The organism is Rhodococcus sp. NPDC056743 (assembly GCF_042790355.1).
GTDB lineage: Bacteria > Actinomycetota > Actinomycetes > Mycobacteriales > Mycobacteriaceae > Rhodococcus_F.
Genome location: NZ_JBHTZI010000001.1, coordinates 596083 through 620053 on the forward strand (window position 1 = coordinate 596083; position 23971 = coordinate 620053).

Here is a 23971-nt window from a genome sequence, read left to right on the forward strand (position 1 = left end):
CGTGGCAGGCACCGTTCGTCTGTCTCAGCGCCACCGGTGACCTGATTCTCGGTGATGGTCACCACTCGTTCGGGCAAGCTGCGTGGACGGCCACACTAGGCTGTGGGGCATGTCCAGCGCGCCTGCACCCGTGTCGAGTGTCTACATCGCTTCTCCCGAAGGTGATACCGGAAAGTCCACCATTGCATTGGGCGTGATGCAGATGTTGTGCGCGACGGTCGCTCGCGTCGGCGTCTTCCGCCCCGTCGCCCGGTCGACTGCGGAGACCGACTACATCCTCGAATTGCTGCTGGAGCACACCACCGCGGAATTGTCGTACGAGGACGCTCTCGGCGTCACGTACGAGCAGGTGCACGAAGATCCGGAGGCGGCGCTCGCGGACATCGTCGCGAAGTACCACGAGGTGGCCGAGCGCAGCGATGCCGTCGTGATCATCGGCAGCGACTACACGGATATCGCGAGTCCCAGCGAGTTGGGTTTCAACGCCCGCATCGCCGCAAATTTGGGTTCCCCGGTGTTGTTGGCACTGCGGGGTGCTCGCCGCACCACTGCGGAGATAGTCCAGCTGGCCCAACTGTGCGCATCCGAATTGTCCTCGAACCACGCACATCTGCTGGCCGTGGTTGCCAATCGCTGTGATCCCGCCACCCTCGACGACGTGAACGCCGCGTTGTCCGGACTGGGAGTTCCCACGTGGAGCCTGCCGGAGATTCCGCTCCTCATCTCGCCCACGATGGCAGAGTTGATGGAGGCCACCGATGGCGAATTCTATTCGGGTGATTCCGAATTGCTGCATCGCGAAGCACTGAAGGTGATGGTGGGCGGGATGACCGCCGAACATATTCTCGAACGGCTTACCGAGGGGATGGTGGTGATCGCCCCCGGTGATCGCTCCGACGTTCTGCTGGCCTTGATGAATGCGCATGAAGCAGAAGGATTTCCGTCGCTGGCCGGCATCATCATGAATGGTGGAATTACGCCCCATCCGGCGATCGCCGCCCTGATGGCCGGACTCAAACAGCGACTGCCCATCCTGACGACAACACTCGGAACGTTCGACACCGCCAGTGCTGCAGCGCAAACGCGCGGCCGTGTTGCCGTCGGATCGCAGCGCAAGGTCGACACCGCGCTCAGTCTGATGGAACGTCATGTCGACGCCGAAACCTTGCTGGGCCGGATGGCACTACCCATTCCGTCGGTGATGACGCCGCAGATGTTCGAGTACAAGCTGATCGACCGCGCCCGCGAAGACCGCAAGCACATCGTCCTGCCGGAAGGTGGCGACGACCGTATTCTGCGGGCCGCCGGCCGAGTTCTGCAGCGACAGATTGCCGATCTCACCATTCTCGGTGACGAGGCAAGCGTGCGACGACGGGCCGGTGAACTAGGCGTCGACCTCAGCGCGGCGCGCATCCTGGCGCCGGCGCAGTCCGAGTACACGGAACGATTTGCGCAGGAGTACACCGCGATTCGAGCCCACAAGGGCATGACGGTCGAACGGGCCCGCGAGGTGATCGCGGACATCTCGTACTTCGGAACCATGATGGTTCACTTGGGAATTGCCGACGGTATGGTCTCCGGTGCCGCGCACACCACCGCGCACACGATCCGGCCGTCGTTCGAGATCATCAAGACGGCGCCGGGTGTGTCGACGGTATCGAGCATCTTCCTGATGTGTCTGGCCGATCGGGTGCTGGCGTACGGCGATTGCGCCGTGGTCCCGGACCCGAGCGCACAGCAGTTGGCAGACATCGCTATCTCGTCCGCGCAGACTGCGAGCCAGTTCGGTATCGATCCACGTATAGCGATGCTCTCGTACTCCACCGGAGATTCGGGTTCCGGCGCCGACGTCGACAAGGTGCGCGCCGCAACCGCTCTGGTGCGCGAGCGACGCCCGGACTTGTTGGTGGAAGGTCCCATTCAATACGACGCCGCCGTCGAGCAGAGTGTGGCCGACAAGAAATTGCCGGATTCCCTGGTCGCAGGTAAGGCCACCGTATTCGTGTTCCCCGACCTCAACACGGGCAACAACACATACAAGGCGGTGCAACGCAGTGCGGGGGCGATTGCCGTCGGCCCCGTTCTGCAGGGGTTGAACAAACCCGTCAACGATCTTTCGCGCGGCGCGCTAGTTCAGGACATTGTCAACACTGTGGCCATCACGGCCATTCAGGCGCAGGGAGCGCAAGCATGAGCGACGGCACCGTACTGGTGATCAATTCCGGTTCCTCGTCCATCAAATTTCAACTCGTGCATCCCGATACGGCGGAGTTGGTGGCACACGGACTCATCGAGCGCATCGGTGAATCGGACGGGCATATCGTCTACAATCACCGCACCGGAACCGAGAACCGCAACCTGTTCATTCCCGACCATCGGGCCGGACTGAAGATGGTTCTCGAGATTGTCGCCGAAGTGGGGCGGCCGTTGAGCGAGGCCGGCGTCATCGCGGTTGGACACCGGGTAGTGCACGGCGGGAACGTCTTCTACGCACCGACACTGATCGACGATTCCGTTGTCAAGGCCATCGCCGATCTCTCGACTCTTGCACCACTGCACAATCCGGCAAACGCGATCGGCATCGAGGTGGCGCGTGAGGAATTGCCCGACGTTCCGCACGTCGCCGTCTTCGACACCGCGTTCTTCCACACTCTTCCTGCAGCGGCGTCGACGTACGCGATCGACCGGGACGTGGCCGAAGCCAACCAGATTCGGCGATACGGATTCCACGGCACATCCCATGAATACGTATCCGGCCGGGTCGCCGCGTTCCTCGATCAGGATCCGGCGGAGCTGAATCAGATTGTCCTGCACCTGGGCAACGGCGCGTCGGCATCGGCGATCAAGGGTGGCAAGGCCATCGACACCACGATGGGACTCACCCCGCTCGAAGGCCTGGTCATGGGAACCCGCAGTGGAGACATCGACCCCGGCATCATCTTGCACCTCAACCGGAACTCGGGCATGAAGGTCGACGAGATCGACGACCTTCTCAACCGCCGCTCCGGGCTGAAGGGGCTCTCGGGTGTCAACGATTTCCGGGCACTGCTCGAGTTGATCGCCGCCGGGGACGAGCACGCGAAACTTGCGTACGACGTCTACATTCACATGCTGCGAAAGTACATCGGCGCCTTCATCGTTCAACTGGGCGGCGTTGACGTCATCACCTTCACCGGTGGAGTGGGCGAGAACAACATCGACGTCCGCCGCGACAGCCTCGCCGGCCTCGGGCGTCTGGGCATCGAGGTCGACGCTGCACTCAACGAGACGAAGAGTCGCGACGAGCGTCGGATCTCCGGCGCGGAATCCGCGGTGACCGTGCTGGTTGTTCCCACCAACGAGGAGTTGGCTATCGCGCGGGCAGCCCAGGAGTTCGTGACGGCGCGCTAGAAATTACTGTGCGGACGGACGCTGTTCGCGAGGTCGACCAGCGCGTAGCGATGCGTTCGGGACACGGTGGTACGGGCCAGAGCGCGTAGGCACATTTCGGCACCCGTGCGTAAACCGTGCTCGGTGAAGGGGAGATCGAGGATCGGTTCGAGTTCGTCGTGGGCGCGGTTTCCGGCCTTGATCCAGTCCAGTGCCGTACCCAGTACCAGGGTCCGCATCTGTAGGCAGCGCCCCTCGTCGGCCGGCAGGGCCCGGACGCGTCTGGCCGCCTCCCGCAGAGTGGACTCGTCGAGGTTCGCTATCTCGGTGCCGGAGAGCATCGTCAGCGCGCTGGTCATGCGGGCAACGTTGTAATGGCGTGAGCTGGTGGGAACTTCGTCCAGCGCTGTGACCGCGGCAGCGGTGTCTCCGCGTTCGGCGAGTTGGCGAGCCAAACCGAATGCCGCGCTGACGTAGTTGTGGTCGGTCTGCCAAACCGTGTGGTAGAACTTGCTCGCGAACTGGCACCATTGGTCGGGATCCTCGGAATCCCATTGTTGCAGTACCAATTCGGCGGTTGCCGCGAGTGCGAGTTTGGGTGCAAGTTCGCCAGGCAGGGCCGTGAGAACCGATTCGAAATGCGTGAAAGCCGATTCGAATGCGCTCTGCTGCAACCCCATTAGGCCGCGGTACCAGTCGATCTTCCAGTGATCGCCGATGGTGGAATGCAACTCGTCGAGTATCTCGTGCGCGGCGTCCGGGTCGCCCAGATCCAGATGCGCTTTGGCTTCGGCCAGTCTGAACTCTCCGGAAAATGCCACCTCGGTTGTCGAGGCCACCCGATCGATCCCACCCTCGCGGGCCCGGCGAAGTGCGTCGAGGGTTTGGGACGGTTCGCTGTGGACGGCCGCGGCGAGCAACGGTGCGCTCGGATCGGCGGGGTCGACCAACGGGATGGGAAGCGCATGCGCAACTTCGACAGGATCGAGTCCGCTGTCGCGGGAAATGCCGTCGACATACACGTCGGTCTGCGCAACCAGATTGTCGGTGCCGAAAGAGGTTCGCTGTCTACTGAATACGAGTGAGAGCCCCGGGTTTTCCTGCCCACTCTGCTGAGCCAGCACTTCGCGGAGGACACCGACAAGTTGACCGCCGATCTCGTCCGCAGACTGGAATCGCTTCTTCGGATCCGGATCGGTGGCGCGAAGGAGCAACCGGTGAAAGAACTCGTACTCGCTCAGTACCGGCTCGTCGGCGGGATCGGGGAGCCCGTCGAGGTAACGACCGTGCTTGGACGGCATGTCGAGTGTGAGCACGGCCAGTGTGCGGCCGACGGTGAAGATATCGGATGCAACCGTCGGGCCGGTCTCGATGATTTCGGGGGCCTGGTAACCCGCTGTGCCGTACAGATATCCGTAATCCTCGATACCCGAAACGGCGCCGAGGTCGATGAGTTTCAACTGGTCCTCGGTGACCATGACGTTCTCGGGTTTGAGGTCGTTGTACGCCAAGCCGGTGGAGTGCAGATAACTCAGGGCGGGAAGGATTTCCAGGATGTACCCGATGGCCTGCTCGATCGGCATGTGACGGCCGTCCGGGAACGTGGCGAGCACCTCTCGGAGCGATCGCCCACCGACGTATTCCATGACGATATAGCCCATAGGGGTGCCGTCGGGGCGAGGATGCTCGACGAAGTTGAAAATCTTGACGATGCTGGGGTGCGCTACTTCTGCCAGGAACTGCCGTTCGGCAACCGCAACAGCCTGAGCCTCGGAATCACCGAAGTGCAAGAGTCCCTTCAGAACTACCCAACGGTCGCTGACATTGCGGTCGATCGCAAGGTAGATCCACCCGAGTCCGCCGTGCGCTATCGGCCCCTGCACCTCGTATTGACCGGAAACCAGTTCGCCTTCTTCGAGCAATGGCCGGAAATCGAAGGCCGAACCACATTTGGGGCACACACCGCTCTGACGCGGCGACGTGCCGGCCGCTTTGCGGCCCACAGGTTCTCCGCACTTCCAACAGAAACGTTTGCGTTCGGGGACCGTTGCATCGCTCATGACCGCCGACGCCGGGTCTATGTGGGGAACCGGAGGGACCTCGACCAGTCCGCCGCCCAGACGGAGTTTGCGAGTCGAGCGCGAGCGTCGGGAACGAGTGGACCGACCTGTCGGCGTCGACACAGCGGACGGAACGGACTCACGCAACTGTGCGGACGTCTGCTCGGGACGGGCAGTGGCCGCGGTGAAATCCGGCTCGAATCGCGGCGCCGCCTGTGTAGCAGCATGTTCGGACTCGGTGTCGGCGGGATCGTCGTCCTTCGGGTCTCGAGATTCTGTCATGAGCGCCTCAATCCCGATATGCCGCAGGTGGGGGACCGGGAGTCGGTCCGAGCATGGTGAGCCAACGGTTGTAGAGAGAGTTCCAGGTGCCGTCGGTGCGGATCCGGTCCAGGGTGCCGTTCACGAATCGGACCAGGTCGGTGTTGCCGATGTTGATACCGATTCCGTACGGTTCGATGCCCAACGAACTTCCGACCATGTCGAGATACGGATCCTGCGAGGCCAGGCCGGCGAGGATGGTGTCGTCGGTGGTGATTGCGTCGACTTGTCCTTGTTGAAGTACGACAAGGCAATCCGACCACATGGGGACGGTGACAACCGTGGCCGCCGGTTGAAGTTTCTGGATGCGGCTCAGAGACGTCGTCCCGTTCGCGACACAGACACGTTTGTCAGCCAGGTCGTCGATGCCGCGAATATCGGATCCCCGTACAACCAGAATGCGTTGGAGGGCATTGAAGTATTCGCTGGAGAACTCGATCTTCTCCCGGCGTTCGCACGTGATGGACATGGTCTTGACGACGATATCGACGGTGGAATTCTGGAGTGCTTCGATCCGCTCGCTGGACGTCAGGATTCGGTACTCGATCTTCTCCGGATCGCCGAGGAGATCGCGGGCAACTTCACGCGCTATATCGACGTCGAAACCTTCGAGGCGTCCGGTCGCGGGGTCGCGGAAGCTCATGAGGTTGCTCCCGGTATCGAGTCCGACGATGAGGCGGCCACGTTCGCGAATCTTGTCGACACTCGGCTGCGGCGGGCGAGGATTCGCGTCGGCAGGGACCGGGCGCAAGCTGGCCGTCGGATCTCCACAGTCGGTCGGTGTTGTCGGCGTAGGGCTTGGCGCGATGGTGGCTTCAGCCGGTAGCGGCGGCTGCGTGTAGGACGTGGCCGGGGACGGCGTCAGATCCTCGTTGCGAACTCCGCCGCACGCAACCAGCAGTAGCGCTGCCGCACCCACCGCAACACACGCCCGCACTCTCGATCCACCGCTCACTGGTACTCCCGCAGCCGTGGCCAGAATCCGACGGCGATCCCGACAACGGCAAGCACCGCCAGCATCGTCACTCCGGGTGCCGACGCCGACAACACGCGCGAGGCATGGGAGATGTCGGCGCGAAGATTCTCGCGGGAATCGACAATCGCTTGCCACAGGGATTCGTCGAGCGCACCGTACTCGGCCGACGAATCTTCCGCACCCGATCCGACAGCGATGTTCGCGGCTCCCGTGAAATCTCCGACACCGAGCCGTTCGGTCATCCGGCCGTGCGCGGCCACCCATCGCTCGCGGGCGTCGATTGCCTGCGAGAGCACGGCGGTATCGACGCCGGCGCGTTGATCACCGTGCAACTGACGGAGAATGCCGTCGACGTTGTTCACTTTGTTGACGAAGATGGTGCTGTCATCCCCGTCGGAATCGCGTTGGGCCAGACTCAAAGTCTCGACTGTTCGCGCTTGCTGGGCCATGATGCGGGCCTCGGTCAACTCGTGCAGCGGGCCTGCCCCCGCGTCGAGCGCGCGGGTGGTGGAGATCGCCGAGATCAACCCGACCGTCAACAGCCAGATCAGCGCCGCGGCAACAGCTGTCGAGGCGAAGATCAATCCGAGGTTGAATCGTCGACGGCTGTGTTGAGCGATGCGGATCTGAACCGCGATCAGCATCGACAGCGCCAGCGCAAACGCGATGATCGGCCACCACGGCGGGCGGACGAAATCATTCTGTACCTGGGTGACTTGCGCTTCTTGCGCCGAGTGCAGGTGCTGAGCCGTGGGAAGCAGCGATGTCTGCATCAGATTCGACGCCTCACCGAGATACGCGGCACCGACCGGGTTTCCGACGCGATTGTTGGCACGCGCAGTCTCGACCAGACCGGTGTACACAGTGAGGTCGGTCGAGATGGAGGTGAGGGCGGCTTGGCCCGCCATGTCCAGAGTGTCGAGTCCGGCGGACGCGTTCACTATTTCCGCCGACGCCTCACCGATCGACTGGGTATAGCGGTCACGCACCGCCGCCGGTTCCAGGCCACCCCAGATGAACGCGGTGGCTGCGGCCGCGTCGGCTACCGACAGAGCGCTGTAGAGATTCTGAGCGGAGTTGGCGAGAGGTTCGGTTTCCGTCAGGACGTTGCCCAGACGCGCTTGGCGGTTCTCGATGGTCGCGGCGGCCAGGAACCCCGCTGCCACGGTGAGAAGGATCAGGACGATCCCGACCGCGGTGAGTCGTCCGGGCGTCGAGGTCATGAAACCGCGAAGTTCGCTCTCGATCAGCGGCCTCGCGGCGGCTGTATCCACCGGGTTGTCGCGAGACGTCCCGGGTGCGGTGCGAGGCTCGAGGGAAGGTGTCACACGGCTGACCATCGAACTTCTCTCCCTCTCTGCACTCGAGCCGGCGGAGCGCTGGATTGCGGCCTCTTCGCGAGCATATAAGTATGGTCCGCACCGAGGGCAGATTGAACGGGTTAGTGTGGGTCAGGATAGTGGCGAATAGGCAGTGGGCCTTAAGGCAGGGCGAGGTAGTCGATGCGTGGTGACGGTGACGGTTGGTCGGTCGGATCGGACGGAACTCGGCATTGGGGGCGTCATGGCGCCGCCGGATTGTTGTTGCGTGCCCCTGACATAGACGGAACTCCGATGGTGCTGCTTCAGCATCGCGCGGCGTGGAGCCATCAGGGCGGAACGTGGGCTTTGCCAGGCGGAGCGCGTGATTCGCACGAAAGTACGACGCATGCAGCCGTCCGAGAAGCGCACGAAGAAGCCGGAATCGACTCGGCGGCGGTACGCGTGCGGGGCGACGTCGTCACCATGCGCGCAGACAGTGGATGGACGTATACGACGGTGGTTGCCGACGTCGAAAGTCCGCTGGAGACGGTCGCGAATGGCGAGAGCACCGAATTGCGATGGGTTCGCGAGGACGACGTCGAGAGCCTGCCGCTACATCCGGGATTTCACTCGGCCTGGCCGAGTTTGCGAACGTCCGTTGTTACGAGCGACGCGGAAACCGACGGTGGTGGAGCCCGGACGGTCGTGTTGCCCGGAGGTGGTTTCGGTTGGACTCCGGGAGACGCGGATTCCGTGCAGTCGGGGTCTACCCAGGACAGATCGGGAAGTTCCCGCGCTCAGGCGTAAGACAACACAGACAGCACATAAAAGGGTCGGACTCGCGTCATAAGGAGTCCGACCCTTTTGTGTGCTGTTGTTTCGGCGCGAAGGGCCGAAACTGCGCTCAGCTGAGTGAGTTCAGGGCGGTGATGAAGGAAACGGCGGTGATGCCGAGCTTGAGCAGCTCGCTGATCTTGCCGAGGTTCAGATCCTCGAGCGATTCGGTGCTCAGCGAGGCGGTGTCGAACGATCCCATGAAAACTCCTACGTCGAATTGTTAACTGGGGATAAGCTATATCAGAAGACTGATTGGTCGGGATCCAACGGACAATTCTGTGGCGAAAATCACAATTTGGCAACTTTTTGGCTGTTGATCGGACAAACGCGCAGCCTATTTCTTGTCGGTCAACACAAGGTGGACTATGAACAATCACAGTGCAAACGGTGCGGGACCAAAGACTGAACTGGGAGGTAACTAGGTCGCGAGTAGGTCGGCAAGTCGACGTGCGGCAGCCTGTGGATCCGCTGCCTCGGTGATGGCTCGAACGACGACGATCCGGGTGGCTCCTGCCGCCAGTACTTCCGGAACCCGAGCCTCGTCGATACCGCCGATCGCGAACCAGGGACGCGTCGGCGTTGCATCAGCGGTGGAGCGCACCAGATCCAGGCCGGCAGCACTGCGGTTCGGCTTTGTCGGTGTTGCCCAGACCGGTCCGGTGCAGAAGTAGTCGACGCCCTCTTCGATGGCAGCCAGGCTGGCCTGAGCGCGTGAACTCGTGGAACGGCCGATGACGACGTCGTTGCCGACAACCGTCCGCGCGTAGGGGACGGGGATGTCGTTCTGGCCCAGATGCAACACGTCGGCGCCCGACGCCATTGCCAGGTCAGCGCGGTCGTTCACGGCAAGGAGTGCGCCGTGACGTCTCGCGGCAGCCGAGAGAACCCCGAGAGCGATCAGTTCGTCCTTCGCTTCGAGCGGTCCGAATTCGCGCTCACCCGCAGAGCCTTTGTCCCGGAGTTGAATGATGTCGACACCACCGGACAACGCGGCTTCCGCGAACTGTGCGAGGTCGCCTTTGTCGCGACGTGCGTCGGTGCACAGGTACAGCCGTGCTGCTGCCAGGCGCTCGCGCCGGTCGAAGAGGTTACTGGGATGTGTGGGGTGCACGAAGCAAACGGTAGCCTCTAGGAAGCAAGGTTCGACACGGGAGTCCCGAAACTGTGCCGTCGCATTTGTCGCGAAGGCAAAGTTCGTGGGGCTGAGAGGGGATCGCGACAAAGATCCCGACCGTCAGACCTGACCCGGATCATGCCGGCGCAGGAAGAAAAGGTGGAATTGTCATGAGCACGCACGCACGCTCGGTTGCGGTGATCGGCGGGGGAGTCATCGGACTGTCCATTGCCTGGTACGCGGCGCGCGACGGATGGGCAGTACAGCTGTACGACCCGGCGATCGGAACCGGCGCCTCCTGGGTCGCTGGTGGAATGCTTGCCCCGTTGTCCGAAGGATGGCCGGGCGAGGAAACAGCATTGACCGTCGGCGCGGCCTCGTTGCAGCGATGGCCGGAGTTCGGCGCGCATCTCCAGAAATTCGGACCGTCGGTGTTCACGACTGACAGTTCACTCACCGTTGCTCTCGACAGCGCCGACGCCCAAGACCTGGCGACCATCGCGGAGTGGGTCAGCGCGCAGGGACACGAACTGCAGATTCTCGGCCGAGCCCAGATCCGTGAACTCGAACCGATGCTCGGCCGCGGAATCCGCTCGGGCCTCATGGCCGCCGGTGAATCCGCCGTCGACAATCGTGTGTTGTTGGCCGCGCTGCAGGCAGCGTGCGCGGCGTCGGGCGTCGAATTGATCAACCGCGCCGTGCACGATCTCACGGAACTCGACACCGACCAGATCGTGCTGAGCGCAGGAATCGCCTCACCGAAGCTGTGGCCGGGACTTCCCGTTCGGCCGGTCAAAGGTGAGATCCTGCGTTTGCGCAGCCGGCCGGGAGTGACACCCGCGCCCAGTCGAACCATCCGAGGCAGCGTCCACGGCCGACCCGCGTACCTCGTGCCGCGCGGCGACGGAATCGTGGTCGGCGCAACACAATACGAATCCGGCGAGGACACGCAGGTCACCATGGCCGGTGTGCGAGATCTGATCAACGACGCCGAAGCCCTCATGCCGGCGATCGGTGAATACGAACTCTACGAGTGCGCGGCCGGGTTACGTCCGATGACGCCGGACAACCTGCCGCTGATCGGGCGGGTCTCGGAGCGTGTTGTCATTTCCACCGGGCACGGCCGCAACGGCGTGCTCCTGACTCCGGTCACGGCAGACGCGACACTCGCGTTGTTGAACGGCACATCATTGGTCGAGGTCAAAGGAACCGAACCCGAGCGGTTCGCAGCAGTGAAGGAAAATTCATGAGTGAGCAGGTCCCGATCGGGATCACCGTCAACGGCGAGGAACTCGAATTCGATCGAGCCGTCACGGTGACCGAACTTCTGACACACCTCGAACTGCCCAGCAAGGGAATTGCCGTCGCCGTCGACGGTGCGCTATTCCCGCGCGGGCGCTGGGACGAATCCGTCGCGCGTGGTTGGGAAATCGAGATCCTCACGGCGGTGCAGGGTGGCTGAACACGATCTCCTGACTATCGCGGGCCGTACCTTCGGCTCCCGGCTCATCACCGGCACCGGCGGCGCTGCCAACCTCGCTGTTCTGGAAGAAGCGCTGGTCGCGTCCGGTACCGAACTGACCACGGTCGCGATGCGACGCGTCGACGCTGCCGGCGGGACCGGCGTGCTGGATCTGCTCAGGCGCCTCGGAATCGAACCACTACCGAACACAGCCGGCTGCCGCGGCGCGGCCGAAGCAGTGTTGACGGCGCAGTTGGCACGTGAGGCACTCGAGACCAGCTGGGTGAAACTCGAAGTCATCGCCGACGAACGAACTCTGCTACCCGACGCCATCGAACTCGTCTCCGCCGCAGAACAATTGGTGGACGACGGATTTACGGTACTGCCGTACACAACGGACGACCCGGTGTTGGCGCTTCGACTCGAAGAGGTCGGTTGCGCCGCGGTCATGCCGCTCGGTTCACCTATCGGGACCGGACTGGGTATCGCGAATCCGCACAATATCGAGATGATCGTCGAGCGCGCCGGTGTGCCGGTCATTCTCGACGCCGGGATCGGAACGGCCAGCGACGCAACACTGGCCATGGAACTGGGCTGCGACGCGGTGCTTCTCGCAACCGCGGTCACCAGGGCCAAGAATCCCGCGCTCATGGCGTCGGCGATGCGCCATGCCGTCGTCGCCGGTTTCGAGGCCCGCCATGCCGGCCGGATCCCGAAACGATTCTGGGCGCAGGCGTCCTCCTAGGGGTTCCCTCGGGGTGGTACCTGGGGTCCATGTCCTACCTGGGTACCACATCGAACTAGACCTGCGGCTGATGTGCAGGCGGGGCCGGATCAGGCAGAGTTCTCCTCATGATTGAACTGAGGGGACTGACCAAGGTTTACGGACCGACCAAAGCGGTGGACGATCTGACGTTCACCGTCCGCCCCGGCATCGTCACAGGGTTCCTCGGACCCAACGGCGCCGGCAAGTCCACGACGATGCGGATGATCCTGGGGTTGGATCGCCCGACTTCTGGTGAGGCGTTGATCGAAGGCAAGTCGTACCGCGAGCTGAAGGAGCCGCTGCGTACTGTCGGTGCGCTGCTGGATGCGAAGTGGGTTCATCCGAACCGCAGCGCCCGGGCGCATCTGCAGTGGATGGCTGCTTCGAACGGGATTCCGAAGTCTCGGGTGGACGAGGTTCTCGGCCTGGTGGGACTGTCCGAGGTTGCCGGTAAGAAGGCCGGTGGATTCTCGCTCGGTATGTCGCAGCGTCTCGGCCTGGCCGGTGCGCTCTTGGGCGACCCGAAGGTGCTCCTGTTCGACGAGCCGGTCAACGGTCTCGATCCGGAGGGCATCGTCTGGATTCGTAAGTTCATGCAGCGATTGGCTGCCGAGGGCCGCACGGTTCTCGTGTCGAGCCACCTTCTCTCGGAGATGGCGCTGACTGCGGAGCAGTTGGTTGTCATCGGTCGTGGCCGATTGATTTCGGATTCGACTGTCGCCGAGTTCGTCGATCGCTCGTCCGAGTCGACGGTTCGGGTGCGTAGTCCTCAGCTCGATGCTCTTCGGAGCACGCTGATTTCGCAGGGTCTGACGGTTCGTGAAGACGGCTCGGGAGTTGTCCCGGCGTTGGTGGTTGTCGATTCCACCACCGAAATTGTGGGTGATGTGGCGGGGTCGCACGGAATTGTGCTGCACGAGTTGGCTTCTCAGCGTGGTTCGCTCGAGGATGCCTTCATGAAGCTCACCGGCGACGATGTCCAGTACCACGCGACCGGGGTCACCGGTCCTGCTGTCGCTCAACCGAATGCTCATCAGAATGTCATGGGAGGTGCACTGTAATGGCTGTTCTCAGTGCTGAACGTATCAAGATCACCACGACCAAATCGCCGCTCTGGTGCTCGGTCATCATCATCGTGCTCGCTCTCGGATTTGCCGCCATCATGGGCGCGGTATCCAAGTCTGCTCTGACGTCGACGGACGCCCAGGGCGCCCCCGATCTCGATGCGGCAGTTGCCACCGCCGGAATCTCGGGCTTCGGCATCATGGTCCTCATGATCATGGCGGCCCTCGCGATCACGAGTGAATACCGCTTCGGAACCATTCGCACCACATTCCAGGCAGTGCCCAACCGGGCGTCGGTCCTCGCCGCCAAAGCCGGCCTGATCGGCGGGTTCGGTGCAGTCCTGACGTTCGCTCTGGCATTCGGCGCTTACGCCATGGCCAAGGCCTTCGCCGGGGCTGACGCGAGCACCGGCCTGACCCTCTCGAGCGGTGACGACTGGCGTGCGATGTACGGCATCCCGATCTACGCGTTCTTCTGCGTGGTGCTGGCCGTAGGTGTCGGCGCGATCATTCGCCAGTCGGCCGGAGCCATTGCACTCCTGCTCCTGTGGCCACTGCTCATCGAGAGCCTGTTCGGACTGTTCGGCAGCGTCGGCCAGAAGATCTCACCGTTCCTGCCCTTCAACAACGCAAACCACTTCCTCAGCCCGGAAATGACGACAAGCGATTTCCACTGGGGACCGTGGGGGAGCCTGATCTACTTCGCAGTCTTCGTCCTGGTGATCTTCGGTATCAGCATTGTCCTTGTGAATCGTCGAGACGCCTGACACTGTGCGCCTTTGTTAACCGCCCGCGGTTAACAAAGGCGCACAGCAGTTTCCTTATCGGCCTGCGCGGTTACCCTGTCGCACATGAGACTCCATCACGCGTTGGCAATCGGCGTAGCCGGGGTTCTGGTGCTTGGTGGATGTTCGGCCGGGGCCAGGCCTGCAGATACTGCATTGATCGAACCGCAAGCCTTCTCGAACACTGTCACCGCCGACGCCGTAATGGGCCATCTCGAGCAATTCGGCAAGATCGCCGCTGCCAACGGGGGTACACGGTCGACCGAAACCCCGGGTTACGACGCCAGCGTCGACTACGTGGCAAACCTGCTCGAAGACAATGGTTTCGACGTGCAAACCCCGGAGTTCACGTTCAGTTCCTTCGACCCGGGAACCGAGTCGTTGACCACAGTCGACGGAATGAATTTTCCAGTTCGCGCTCTGACCTACTCGACGTCCACGGGGCCGGACGGGATCACCGCACGCGTCGTGTCGGTACCCGCAGATGAGACGCCGGGTTGTGAAGCTTCCGACTACGACGGCCTCGATGCCGCGGGCGCAATCGTCCTGGTTACCCGCGGGGTCTGCCAGTTCGGCGCCAAGCAAACTATCGCCGCAGATCAGGGCGCTGCTGCACTGTTAGTCGTCAACAACGAAGATGCGATGTTGGGCGGCGGAACCTTGGGCGATCCGGATATCGCGCGAATTCCCACGGGAGGCATCAGCTTGTCGTCGGGACAGCAGCTTGCCTCCGCCGGCGGCGTCGTCACACTGGTGCTGGACACGGTCACGACCACAACACGCTCGCGCAACGTCATCGCGCAAACGAAGACCGGATCGACCAGCGACGTGGTCATGGTCGGCGCTCATCTCGACAGCGTCCCCGAGGGGCCGGGTATCAACGACAACGGCAGCGGTAGCGCAGCAATTCTGGAGACGGCGCTGCAGCTGGGGAGTTCGCCGGACATCACCAACGCGGTGCGGTTTGCGTTCTGGGGCGCCGAGGAATTGGGCCTCGTCGGCTCGACAGAGTACGTTGCCGGGCTCAGTCCGGAGGAACAAGCGGCCATCGCGTTGTACCTGAATTTCGACATGCTCGGCTCACCCAACCCCGGATATCTGGTCTACGACGGCGACAATTCGGATGGTCTCGGCGAAGGTCCGGGACCGGAGGGCTCGGCTGGCATCGAACGCACCTTCGTCGACTTTCTCGCCGGTCGGGGAATCGTGACAGACGGAACGGACTTCGACGGACGATCGGACTACGGCCCGTTCATCGAGATCGGGATTCCAGCTGGCGGCGTGTTCAGTGGGGCCGAGGAACTGAAATCCGTCGAACAAGCATTGAAGTGGGGCGGCGAGCCCGGAGTGAGTTTTGATCCGAACTATCACACGGCGCTGGACGATCTCGCCAACATCGATTCTGACGCACTGGCCGCGAATTCCGCCGCAGTGGCATTTGCGGTCGCAACGTATGCGCAGGATATCGGTGGCGTCAACGGAGTTCCGGTAGGTGAAACCAGAACCTCGGCCCGGACCAAGTGAACATGCGGCGCGTAGTCCGCAGCTCTGGGTTACTCTCGAGTAATGAGCGATCCGATCCCGAGTGAAGTACCCGGTGACGTGCGCGATGCCGCTCCGGTCGGCGTCCGCTCGGTCATTGGATCCGTGCTCAATACTGCGTCGGATCTGAACGGACATCAGCAGCTCATCGACGCGCTACGACGCGTCCGGCGGTTGCTTCCGGGTGACCCGGGGTTCGGCGACCCGCTCTCCCTGTCCGGGCCGGGCGGCGCACGTGCGGTGGCCCGAGTCGCTGATCGTTTTCTCGACCACAAACCGGCCGCTACCAGGGAAATGAGCCTCGGCGCGCTGCAGGTGTGGCAGGCGGCCCTCGAGAAGATGGGCCGCGGCCGCGGTGATCAGGAACTGACTATCGTCTTCACCGACCTCGTCGGTTTCTCCACGTGGTCGCTCCACGCCGGCGACGGGGCCACACTGGCGCTTCTGCGGGCAGTCGCGCAAGCGGTCGAAACGCCGATTACGGATCGCTACGGTCACGTGGTGAAACGAATGGGCGACGGACTCATGGCGGTGTTCACCAGTCCAGACGCCGCAGTGGCCGCCGTCTTTGCGGCGCAGGACGCCATTGCCCAAGTCAACCTCGACGGCTATCGGCCCAGAATGCGGGTCGGACTCCACACCGGAACACCCCGGCAGCTGGGCGACGACTGGTTGGGTGTCGACGTGACCATCGCCGCCCGCATGATGGGATTGGGCGGCGACGGCAACGTCATGATGTCTGCGGCAACTCTCGAAGAACTTGCGCCGGGAACCCTCGAAGAGCTGAACCTGGAGATCCGGCCGTGGCGCCGCGGATTCTTTGCGACGACGCCCAACGGAGTGCCGCAGGATCTGGGTATCTGGCGCGTGTGGCAGGCGTAGTCTTTCCAGCCTTCCAGCGTTCTTCTAGACTTCCAGCCGCCACAACGGTGAGACAGGGCCGTGACCGGCTCCGAGGTCGTACGACGCCTCGAGGCACTTGGTCACCCATTCCTTGCCGAAGGCGACGGCGTCGGGAACCGAATAACCATGTGCGAGTGCGCACGTGATGGCTGCAGCAAGGGTGTCGCCGCCGCCGTGGTCGTTGCCGGTCTGGATGCGGGGACTACTGAACTCGAGGAAGGTATCGCCGTCGAACAGCAGGTCCGTGCTCATGTCCGAGGTGCGCAGATGTCCGCCCTTCACGATGGACCACTGAGCGCCCAGGCCGTGCAGTGCCTCGGCGGCGCGGCGGGCAGTAGCGTCGTCCTGCACGTCGATTCCGGTGATCAACCGGATTTCGTCCAGGTTCGGTGTCACAACAGTTGCGGCCGGGATGAGGACGTTGCGGACGGCGTCGAGCGCTTCGGCGTGCAGGAGTGGGTCTCCGTGCATCGACGCGCAGACCGGGTCGACAACAAGCGGGATCGGCCGGTCGCGGCCGATCCCCACCTCCGCGGCAACCGCGGCTACCGCTTCGATGATGGTCGTCGATGCCAGCATGCCGGTCTTGGCGGCGCCGATGCCGATGTCCGAGACCACGGTCCGCACCTGATCGGCGACGACCTGCGGCGGAATCTCGTGGAAACCGCTGACGCCCACCGAATTCTGCACGGTGACGGCCGCAACGGCTACGCAGGCGTGCACGCCGCACATTGCCATCGTTCGGGAGTCGGCTTGAATGCCGGCGCCGCCGCCGGAATCGGTTCCGGCGATGGTGAGGGCACGAATCGGCGTCTGGCCGGAGGGCGTCAGGGGAAGCAGGTTCACGACGACGAGCCTACCGATCGGACCTGGGGAAACGGCAGTTCGGTCCGGGTAGGTTCGGTTTCCCGGAGATCCGCGTACGCACGCACGTCCGCCGAGATCCGCATCGAGCAGAACTTCGGACCGCACATCGAACAGAAATGGGCGGTTTTGGCGGGCTCGGCCGGAAGTGTCTCGTCATGGAATTCTCGTGCCGTATCCGGATCGAGCGACAACGCGAACTGATCGAGCCAGCGAAACTCGAAGCGCGCCTTGGACAGTGCGTCGTCCCGGGCCTGGGCATGGGGATGTCCTTTGGCGAGGTCTGCTGCATGCGCGGCAATCTTGTACGTGATCACTCCAGTTTTCACGTCGTCGCGGTTGGGCAGGCCGAGGTGTTCCTTGGGTGTGACGTAACAGAGCATCGCGGTTCCGGCCCGCGCGATCATCGCCGCACCGATAGCCGACGTTATGTGATCGTAGGCAGGTGCGATGTCCGTCGCCAGCGGTCCGAGCGTGTAGAACGGTGCCTCGTCGCACAGTTCCTCCTCGAGGCGGACATTCTCTTCGATCTTGTCCATGGGGACATGTCCCGGACCCTCGATCATGACTTGGACGCCAGCGGCTTTCGCGATCTGGGTGAGCTCACCCAGCGTGCGCAACTCCGCGAATTGCGCAGCGTCGTTTGCGTCGGCGATCGAACCGGGGCGAAGACCGTCCCCGAGGGAGAACGTGACGTCGTAGCGCCGCAGAATCTCGCACAGTTCCTCGAAGTGGGTGTACAGGAACGACTCCTGACGATGGTGCATGCACCACGCAGCCATGATCGCGCCGCCACGAGAGACGATCCCGGTGACTCGGTCGGCGGTCAAAGCGATGTAGCCGATTCGTACACCCGCATGGACGGTCATGTAGTCCACACCCTGCTCACACTGTTCGATTACGGTGTCACGGTAGATCTCCCATGTCAGGGCCGTGGGGTCGCCGTTGACCTTCTCGAGCGCTTGATAGATCGGAACGGTGCCGACAGGAACGGGTGAGTTCCGCAGAATCCACTCTCGGGTGAGATGGATGTCCTTGCCCGTCGAGAGATCCATGATGGTGTCGGCGCCCCACCGGATTGCCCACACCATCTTCTCGACTTCCTCTGCCACGGAGGACGTTACGGCAGAGTTTCCGATGTTTGCATTGATCTTGACGGCAAACTTCTTGCCGATGATCATCGGTTCCAGTTCGCCGTGGTGATGATTGGCCGGGATTACCGCCCGGCCTCTGGCGACCTCGGAACGGATGAGGTCTGCGGAAACGCCCTCTCGGGCAGCGCAATACCGCATCTCCGGGGTGATCACGCCGGCTCTGGCACATTCGAGCTGAGTCGAACTTCTCGAACTCCGCTCCCACGTGTCACGCGTTCGGGGGAGGCCGCCGTCGAGGTCGATCTCGACGGTCGTGTCGGTGTACGGACCTGACGTGTCGTACAGGTCAAGATGCTCACCAGTTGTGAGGGTGACGCGTCGAAGCGGAATTCGTAGCGAATCCGATTCGAGATAGTGCTTGCTGCTGCCCTCGATCGGGCCGGTAGTCACAGCTGCGATATCTTCGGCAGCCTTGTTGACAGACTTCTCGTGCATTAATGCGCTCCCTACGCCGGCATTACCCGGTCAGGTTCATCCGGTCGACGGCCCTAGCCGTCCTCTCAGCCCGCTGGTGCGAGCCCCCGTGGTGGTCGTATGAAATTGTGCGTGTGCGCGCTCACAGCGGCACCGCGCGACTCTATCTCAGCGCCGAAAGAAAATCTCGGTGCCATTGCGGTCGCGTCACGCTCGGTGCAAAAATTGGGCGAACCCGGGACAGCGTCGTCGGTAACTGTTTCTATAAGTGGCATGGATCACAGTTTGAGTACCGTGCGTGCAGCAGTGGAGGTTTCCACCATGAACAACTCTGCCAGGAACAACTCCGCCATGAACAACACCGACATCACGCTGGTCGACAACCCGTCACATGAACGGTTCGAATTACTCGCGGGCGACGAACTGGTCGGCATCCTCGGGTATCGGGACGAAGACGAGATCCTCGGATACGGCGCCGAAGCCGGCGATGTAGTTGCGTACATGCACACTGTCGTCAAGGAAGAGTACGGCGGCCAGGGAATGGCGGCCGTACTCGTGCAGTTCTCGATGGACTGCGCCCGCGAACGTGACTGGTCGGTGCGCCCGGTTTGCACATACGTACAGCGTTACCTCGGCGAGCATCCCGAATATCTCGATCTGCTCGTCGAGGACTGACTGCTTCTCGCCGCTTCCGCTATTCAGGCACCCAGCTGTGCGATGACAGGGGCGTGATCGCTGGCGCCCTTGCCTTTACGCTCGTTCCGATCGATCTCTGCCGACTCGACCCGCGCTGCGAGTGCGGGCGAGCCGAGAATGAAGTCGATGCGCATTCCCTGCTTCTTCGGGAAGCGGAGCTGCGTGTAGTCCCAGTACGTGTACACGCCGGGGCCGGGAGTGTGGGGGCGGACGACGTCCGTGAAACCGGACGAGATGAAGGCGTCGAAGGCAGCGCGTTCGGCCGGCGACGTGTGGGTCTTGCCTTCGAAGACAGCGGGATCCCAGACGTCCTCGTCGGTGGGGGCGACATTCCAGTCGCCGACGAGGGCGATCTGCTCGTCCGGATTCTGCTTGAGCCAGCCTTCGGCGTCGTCGCGAAGCTTGGCAAGCCAGTCCAACTTGTAGGCGTAATGGGGATCGTCGAGTTCACGGCCGTTGGGAACGTACAGGCTCCACACCCGCACCCCGCCACACGTCGCGCCGATCGCACGGGCCTCGCGCACCTGCTCCGCTTCGGGATCCTTGGTGAACCCCGGCTGATCCTCGAAGCCGATCTGCACGTCGTCGAGACCGACACGAGAGGCGATGGCAACGCCGTTCCACTGACTGAGTCCGACGTGAGCGACCTTGTAGCCGATCTCTTCGAAACGTTCGTACGGGAACTGCTCGTCCTTGCACTTGGTTTCCTGCATCGCCAGGACGTCGACGTCGGATCGGTCGAGCCAATCGATGATCCGGTCGGTACGGGCACGGACGGAGTTGACGTTCCAGGTAGCTATGCGCACGCGGGCAAGCCTAGCGTCAGGCACCGACAGGCGCGGTGGCGTACCGGTAGCGATGATGCTCGACGAAGCCGAGTGAGCGTGCCGTAGCGACCGCCGCCGTGTTGTCTTCGGGAACCGCCAGGTAGGCATGGGTTGCGCCCTGAGTTCGGCTCCATCCGAGCAAGTCCGTGCAGATCAGAATGCCGATTCCGTGCCGTCGATGCGGCTCCGCCACTTCGAGATCGAGCAGGCCCGCCCACCTTCGGCCGTCGGGGGCATCGCTGACGGCGGCTCGCACCGAAGCCAGGATCATCGTGTCGGCGCTGCCGATCGTTCCGATCGCCACGCGAGCGAGAGTGTCCCCAGCGCGAGCGTCGTCGATGGTGGTCGTGAATTGTGGCGGCGTCGGGGCGACGTTGTCGAGATCGGCGGCAAACATGATGCCCTCGCCGCCGGAAATCCACGTGGACGGGGCACTTCCGAGGCGATCGGGCAGCATCAGAGTGGTCGGACGTCCCCGATCGGTGAACCACGAACGGATGGCGCTCAGCGTTTCCGGGGTTCGTGACGCACTGCCACCGGGTTCGCCGAGGGGGAGTGCTGAGTCCGTGTCGTGTGGTGAGTGCCCGATGCGCAGCAGCCAACCGTCGATCCGGGCCTGCTCGGTTCCCGGCGAACCGGTGGCAGCCGCGATCTCGAGGTTTCGGATATCACCCACTCGAATGGGCCGCGCAGCAAGAACTTTGAGTGCGATCACCTGATCTGCTGACACGGTGACCACCCGCCCGTCGTTGCCGCGGACCGTGATCGGGTCCGCGGATTCGAGGGTGCCGATCACATCGGTCATCGGATGCGAGTAACCGGGTGGGAGCTTGTATCGCAGCACCACCCGGCTACCGATCGAGATGGGCAAACTTCTCAGTCTTCGTATTCGTCGTCGTGGCCGAACGGATCGTCGACAGTGCCGGGAGTCCACGTCAATCCGGGCTTACCCCAACCGGACTGTTTGATGGCCTTCTTCGCGGCGCGCGCATTCCGGCCGATCAGAACGTCGGTGTACAGGAAGCCGTCGAGGTGGCCGGTTTCGTGCTGGAGCATCCGGGCGAAGAAACCGGTGCCTTCGATTTCGATGGGATTGCCGTCGGCATCGGTGCCCGTGACCTTGGCCCAGTCGGCGCGGCCGGTGGGGAACTGTTCGCCGGGAACCGAGAGGCAACCTTCGAAGTCGTCGTCGGGATCAGGCATCGTTTCCGGGATTTCCGACGTCTCCAGGACGGGATTGACTACAACTCCGCGTCGGCGGGTGTCGCTACGATCGTCACCTGGGCAATCGAACACGAACAGACGCAGTGAAACACCGACCTGATTGGCCGCGAGGCCGACGCCGTTGGCAGCGTCCATCGTCTCGTACATGTCGGCGATCAGTTCGGCGATTTCCGCCGGAGACTGCGTAACCGGCTTTGTGGGCTCGTGCAGTACCGGGTCGCCGACGATTCGAATGGGGAGGATAGCCATGGTGTCAAGGATAGTTGCGGCGCGCCCGCGTGGTTATCGCGGCCCGTCCGATACCTCGTGGTTCAATGGTTGCTGAAGAACAACGATGTGATTTGTTGCTCGGTCGGGCCACGTGCCCGGGGGAACGTGGGCAACAGGGGGACACAGTCTCACTGACGGCGAATACAGCAGTCGAGGAGTGACATGGACAGCGCAGTAGTGCGTAGTCGAAGCCAGACCGATGGCGCCGAAGTCGAAGAGTCAGCGGCTGTCAACGGCTCGGCAATCAACAGTCCGGGAATCAACAGTCCGGCAATCAATGATGTCGGCGAGGACGGACTCACCCGCAGAGAACACGACATCCTCTCCTTCGAACGCCAGTGGTGGAAGTACGCCGGCGCGAAGGAAGTAGCGATCAAAGAGTTGTTCGACATGTCGGCAACCCGCTACTACCAGGTGCTCAACGCACTCGTTGATCGCCCCGAATCATTGGCAGCAGATCCGATGCTGGTCAAGCGCTTGCGTCGGTTGCGCGCCAGCCGTCAGAAGGCGAGGGCAGCTCGTCGCCTCGGCTTCGAGGTGACGTGAAGTCGCAAAACCTGCGCTCGAATCTCTGTCGATGAACGGTCGAACCGCCCACTGGCGATAGGGTCGAGAGCGTGAGTACCCCGAAAGAGCAGCCGTCCGGACCACCCCTACGCGCTATTGCCATGGTGCTGATCGCCCTCGCGATCGTGTTCATCGGGCTCGGTGCGGCGTCACTCGGCGGCTCCGATTCCGACAACACGGCGGCCGAGCAGACCGAGACGAGCGCAGCAGCCGCGACCACAACGGCGGTAGCCCCGGCGACAACTGCACCGGCTGCAAATACCGACACCGATTCCGCAGAAACTGCGACGGCAACTACGACGACACGCCCGTCCGCCACGACGACCTCGGCCTCGGCCGGCGCGTCGGTGAGCGTCGACCCTTCGAGTGTCAGTGTCCGGGTTCTCAACAACAGCACGGTGTCCGGTCTCGCGGCAGGTACTGCAGAAGAGTTGACCGCAGCGGGTTGGAATGTCGAGGAGACGGGTAACTACAGCGAAGGAACGGTGAGCACCACCACGGTGTTCTACGGATCTTCCGCGGCAGAGAAGGCAGCGGCGCAGCAGATTGCCGCCGAACTCGGTGTGACGGCAGAGCCACGATTTGCCGGTATCGCAAACGCGTCGCCCGGTGTCATCGTCATCGTCACGTCCAACTGACCCGTCGGTTCGGACCACCCGTCGGGTCTGTGTACTACTCACGCCGTTATGATCAGTTGCACTTCCTCGCCACCCAAAGGAGCGGTTCGATGGCCCCCAGCAGCACCCGGCGTATGTCCTGGCGCGTCGTTGCCCCCGTAGTCGCACTAGCCGCTTTCGGCTTGACTGCCTGCAGTAACAACGAAGAGCCCAGCAGCGTCCCCGGTACAACTCCGCCTGTGTGGACGGGTGCGGCCGACCCCAGCGCACACGAGAGCGAAGGCCACGGAGCGTCGTCGACTGCTCATGCCGGTAGCTCCGCAACCGAGACGGTTACCTCGACCCTGACCGGCGCAGACGGCAGCAAGGTCGGCACGGTCACGTTCACGCAGGAAGGTAGTGACGTCAAGGTCACCCTCGATGCGAAGGGCCTGACGCCGGGCTTCCACGGCTTCCACGTTCACCAGGTTGCCAAGTGCGAGACCAACTCGGTTGCGCCCAGCGGCGGCGAGCCGGGCAACTTCCTCTCGGCCGGCGGACATTTCCAGGCAGAGGGCCACACCGGCCATCCGGCCAGCGGCGACCTGACGTCCGTGCAGGTTCTCGAGGACGGCTCTGCCACCCTCGTCACCACCACCGACGCGTTCACTGTCGACGACCTGGTGGCAAACGGCGGCACGTCCGTCATGATCCACGCGGGCGCCGACAACTTCGGCAACATTCCGACGCGTTACGCGCCGGCGCCGGATCAGCAGACCCTCGATACCGGTGACGCCGGTGCACGCGTTGCGTGTGGTGTCATCACCAAGAGCTGATCCTGCTCTGAGTTCTGTATCAC

The 23971-nt window shown here is 63.0% G+C and carries 24 protein-coding genes and 2 riboswitches; of the genes, 14 read left to right on the forward strand and 10 right to left on the reverse strand.

Annotated elements, in window-relative coordinates; all coding sequences use genetic code 11:
* The first annotated feature begins 109 nt into the window (after window positions 1-109).
* Window positions 110-2194, forward strand: coding sequence for a phosphate acetyltransferase (gene pta / locus ACFRFQ_RS02585; protein ID WP_378652714.1), 2085 nt, complete (start codon window positions 110-112; stop codon window positions 2192-2194).
* A complete protein-coding gene (locus tag ACFRFQ_RS02590) occupies window positions 2191-3390 on the forward strand; it encodes an acetate kinase (RefSeq protein WP_378652716.1) in 1200 nt (399 codons plus the stop codon). Before pta ends, ACFRFQ_RS02590 begins: the two co-directional genes overlap by 4 nt.
* Here ACFRFQ_RS02590 and ACFRFQ_RS02595 read toward each other — a convergent pair.
* The 3 genes from ACFRFQ_RS02595 to ACFRFQ_RS02605 are packed head-to-tail and all read right to left on the reverse strand — an operon-like array spanning window position 3387 to window position 8066.
* Window positions 3387-5711, reverse strand: coding sequence for a tetratricopeptide repeat protein (locus ACFRFQ_RS02595; RefSeq protein WP_378652719.1), 2325 nt, complete (start codon window positions 5709-5711; stop codon window positions 3387-3389). The two genes, ACFRFQ_RS02590 and ACFRFQ_RS02595, sit on opposite strands and share 4 nt — an antisense overlap.
* A 7-nt stretch (window positions 5712-5718) precedes the next feature.
* Window positions 5719-6705: a glutamate ABC transporter substrate-binding protein gene (locus tag ACFRFQ_RS02600; RefSeq protein WP_378652721.1), complete on the reverse strand. Its 987-nt coding sequence runs from the start codon at window positions 6703-6705 to the stop codon at window positions 5719-5721.
* Window positions 6702-8066 carry a hypothetical protein gene (locus ACFRFQ_RS02605; protein ID WP_378652723.1) on the reverse strand — a complete coding sequence of 455 codons (1365 nt, stop codon included), beginning with the start codon at window positions 8064-8066 and terminating at the stop codon, window positions 6702-6704. The genes ACFRFQ_RS02600 and ACFRFQ_RS02605 overlap by 4 nt, the downstream gene beginning before the upstream one ends.
* Window positions 8067-8228: 162 nt before the next feature.
* Here ACFRFQ_RS02605 and ACFRFQ_RS02610 point away from each other — a divergent pair, with 162 nt between their 5' ends.
* Window positions 8229-8834: an NUDIX domain-containing protein gene (locus tag ACFRFQ_RS02610; protein ID WP_378652726.1), complete on the forward strand. Its 606-nt coding sequence runs from the start codon at window positions 8229-8231 to the stop codon at window positions 8832-8834.
* Between the two features lie 97 nt (window positions 8835-8931).
* Here ACFRFQ_RS02610 and ACFRFQ_RS02615 read toward each other — a convergent pair whose 3' ends face one another.
* Both ACFRFQ_RS02615 and thiE read right to left on the reverse strand, forming a co-directional pair.
* A complete protein-coding gene (locus ACFRFQ_RS02615) occupies window positions 8932-9063 on the reverse strand; it encodes a hypothetical protein (RefSeq protein ID WP_260684257.1) in 132 nt (43 codons plus the stop codon).
* 219 nt (window positions 9064-9282) lie between these two features.
* Window positions 9283-9975 carry a thiamine phosphate synthase gene (gene thiE, locus ACFRFQ_RS02620; RefSeq protein ID WP_378652728.1) on the reverse strand — a complete coding sequence of 231 codons (693 nt, stop codon included), beginning with the start codon at window positions 9973-9975 and terminating at the stop codon, window positions 9283-9285.
* A gap of 26 nt (window positions 9976-10001) precedes the next feature.
* Window positions 10002-10148: riboswitch (TPP riboswitch) on the forward strand.
* Here thiE and thiO point away from each other — a divergent pair.
* From thiO to ACFRFQ_RS02655, 7 genes are all read left to right on the forward strand, one after another.
* Window positions 10149-11228: a glycine oxidase ThiO gene (thiO, locus tag ACFRFQ_RS02625; RefSeq protein ID WP_378652730.1), complete on the forward strand. Its 1080-nt coding sequence runs from the start codon at window positions 10149-10151 to the stop codon at window positions 11226-11228.
* Window positions 11225-11440, forward strand: a complete 216-nt coding sequence (thiS, locus tag ACFRFQ_RS02630; protein ID WP_138869894.1) for a sulfur carrier protein ThiS — start codon at window positions 11225-11227, stop codon at window positions 11438-11440. The genes thiO and thiS overlap by 4 nt, the downstream gene beginning before the upstream one ends.
* Entirely contained in the window at window positions 11433-12185 is a 753-nt protein-coding gene (locus ACFRFQ_RS02635) for a thiazole synthase (protein WP_033235611.1), read from the forward strand. Before thiS ends, ACFRFQ_RS02635 begins: the two co-directional genes overlap by 8 nt.
* 107 nt (window positions 12186-12292) lie before the next feature.
* Complete coding sequence (locus tag ACFRFQ_RS02640; protein WP_378652733.1) at window positions 12293-13267, forward strand: ABC transporter ATP-binding protein; 975 nt, start codon at window positions 12293-12295, stop codon at window positions 13265-13267.
* Window positions 13267-14037, forward strand: a complete 771-nt coding sequence (locus ACFRFQ_RS02645) for an ABC transporter permease (RefSeq protein WP_378652736.1) — start codon at window positions 13267-13269, stop codon at window positions 14035-14037. Before ACFRFQ_RS02640 ends, ACFRFQ_RS02645 begins: the two co-directional genes overlap by 1 nt.
* An 84-nt stretch (window positions 14038-14121) precedes the next feature.
* Window positions 14122-15579, forward strand: coding sequence for a M28 family peptidase (locus ACFRFQ_RS02650; RefSeq protein ID WP_378652738.1), 1458 nt, complete (start codon window positions 14122-14124; stop codon window positions 15577-15579).
* A gap of 42 nt (window positions 15580-15621) precedes the next feature.
* Entirely contained in the window at window positions 15622-16479 is an 858-nt protein-coding gene (locus ACFRFQ_RS02655) for an adenylate/guanylate cyclase domain-containing protein (protein WP_378652741.1), read from the forward strand.
* A 24-nt stretch (window positions 16480-16503) separates the two neighbouring features.
* Here the strand turns inward: ACFRFQ_RS02655 and thiD are convergent, their stop codons facing one another.
* Complete coding sequence (gene thiD, locus ACFRFQ_RS02660) at window positions 16504-17346, reverse strand: bifunctional hydroxymethylpyrimidine kinase/phosphomethylpyrimidine kinase (RefSeq protein WP_138869888.1); 843 nt, start codon at window positions 17344-17346, stop codon at window positions 16504-16506.
* Window positions 17343-18953 (reverse strand): phosphomethylpyrimidine synthase ThiC, encoded by a 1611-nt coding sequence (gene thiC / locus ACFRFQ_RS02665; RefSeq protein WP_378652745.1) that lies wholly within the window; start codon window positions 18951-18953, stop codon window positions 17343-17345. Before thiC ends, thiD begins: the two co-directional genes overlap by 4 nt.
* A riboswitch (TPP riboswitch) is annotated at window positions 18946-19053 on the reverse strand. (Overlaps the previous gene by 8 nt.)
* Window positions 19054-19205: 152 nt before the next feature.
* On the opposite strand from thiC, the gene ACFRFQ_RS02670 reads away from it, so the two are divergent.
* Window positions 19206-19607 (forward strand): GNAT family N-acetyltransferase, encoded by a 402-nt coding sequence (locus ACFRFQ_RS02670; RefSeq protein ID WP_378652748.1) that lies wholly within the window; start codon window positions 19206-19208, stop codon window positions 19605-19607.
* Window positions 19608-19630: 23 nt separating this feature from the next.
* Here ACFRFQ_RS02670 and ACFRFQ_RS02675 read toward each other — a convergent pair whose 3' ends face one another.
* The 3 genes from ACFRFQ_RS02675 to ACFRFQ_RS02685 all read right to left on the reverse strand — a co-directional run bounded on the left by ACFRFQ_RS02675 (window position 19631) and on the right by ACFRFQ_RS02685 (window position 21928).
* Window positions 19631-20434: an exodeoxyribonuclease III gene (locus ACFRFQ_RS02675; protein WP_378652750.1), complete on the reverse strand. Its 804-nt coding sequence runs from the start codon at window positions 20432-20434 to the stop codon at window positions 19631-19633.
* 16 nt (window positions 20435-20450) lie between these two features.
* Entirely contained in the window at window positions 20451-21260 is an 810-nt protein-coding gene (locus tag ACFRFQ_RS02680) for a GNAT family N-acetyltransferase (RefSeq protein WP_378653517.1), read from the reverse strand.
* A gap of 71 nt (window positions 21261-21331) precedes the next feature.
* Complete coding sequence (locus tag ACFRFQ_RS02685; RefSeq protein WP_138869884.1) at window positions 21332-21928, reverse strand: peptide deformylase; 597 nt, start codon at window positions 21926-21928, stop codon at window positions 21332-21334.
* Window positions 21929-22111: 183 nt separating this feature from the next.
* Between ACFRFQ_RS02685 and ACFRFQ_RS02690 the strand changes: the two genes are divergently transcribed.
* From ACFRFQ_RS02690 to ACFRFQ_RS02700, 3 genes are all read left to right on the forward strand, one after another.
* Window positions 22112-22495 (forward strand): DUF3263 domain-containing protein, encoded by a 384-nt coding sequence (locus ACFRFQ_RS02690; protein WP_378652753.1) that lies wholly within the window; start codon window positions 22112-22114, stop codon window positions 22493-22495.
* 71 nt (window positions 22496-22566) lie between these two features.
* Entirely contained in the window at window positions 22567-23154 is a 588-nt protein-coding gene (locus tag ACFRFQ_RS02695) for a LytR C-terminal domain-containing protein (RefSeq protein WP_378652755.1), read from the forward strand.
* An 89-nt stretch (window positions 23155-23243) separates the two neighbouring features.
* Window positions 23244-23948: a superoxide dismutase family protein gene (locus tag ACFRFQ_RS02700; protein ID WP_378652757.1), complete on the forward strand. Its 705-nt coding sequence runs from the start codon at window positions 23244-23246 to the stop codon at window positions 23946-23948.
* Window positions 23949-23971 lie beyond the last annotated feature (23 nt).